The organism is Paenibacillus sp. VTT E-133280, from assembly GCF_002264385.1.
Lineage (GTDB): Bacteria > Bacillota > Bacilli > Paenibacillales > Paenibacillaceae > Paenibacillus_AQ > Paenibacillus_AQ nitricinens.
On sequence record NZ_NFUX01000166.1, the window covers coordinates 1 to 746 of the forward strand.

Genomic DNA, 746 nt, shown 5'->3' on the forward strand with positions numbered 1-746 from the left:
GTGATGCCGGAGATTGTTGGATATCGTGGTGAAAAGTGGTCGCGCTATGAAAGCATAGAAGATCAATGGGAAGAAGATAAGTTAACCTTAACCTCCAAGGATAACAAGTACGTGGCGACCCTGCATGAACTTATCGCGATTGACTTAGAAGATCCGAATGATCCTAATTTAAAACAAATTGCTTCTTTAAGCACACTTAAATGGGGTTATGGAGAATATGGGAATTCTGGTCACCCCGTAACGAACTATAAAAAAGCATATCTTCTCTATTGGAAGTCAACGGTTAAAAATGATGCACCAGATCGTTATTTCAGTGATAGATATGCAAAGATAGAAATTGAAGGAGTAGGGTTACCCAATCCTAAGCAAAAAGAGGACATACTAACTATGGCAGCCCCTGTCTTTCACAAAGAATATGGTGATGCTCCTTATTTAATTATTCCTAAAGTTGCGAAAGATAAGTTGAGAGAATCAGTGTGGATATGGATAACTACACCGAATTCTGGATACTTTCGTTCCAATGTACGTATTTTAAGTGTATATCCTCATAGTGAACAATAGTGAAGAGGATGTTGATGAAGTGTATTAAAGTAATCAGTGTAGTGGTATCGGTATTAGTCTTGACGCTTATCACATTGAAGTCACAAACAGGAAGAGCAGCCGAAGTAGGGGAACACATCTGGAAGACCGTAGATTTATCTAATAAATAGAATTACCTATAAATACATATTAGCGACGGAAGGAAG

1 protein-coding gene and 1 pseudogene are annotated in these 746 nt (G+C 38.1%); both read left to right on the forward strand.

Annotated features, from left to right (window positions below; all coding sequences use genetic code 11):
* Nucleotides 1-561: pseudogene (locus CA600_RS31470) on the forward strand (hypothetical protein); the annotation flags it as partial.
* A 14-nt stretch (nt 562-575) separates the two neighbouring features.
* Complete coding sequence (locus CA600_RS32050; protein ID WP_256990097.1) at nt 576-710, forward strand: hypothetical protein; 135 nt, start codon at nt 576-578, stop codon at nt 708-710.
* Nucleotides 711-746: the final 36 nt, after the last annotated feature.

What these genes read in the sequence shown, in the direction of transcription:
- CA600_RS32050 (WP_256990097.1), top strand. Translation starts at nt 576, where the DNA reads ATGAAGTGTATTAAAGTAATCAGTGTAGTGGTATCGGTATTAGTCTTG.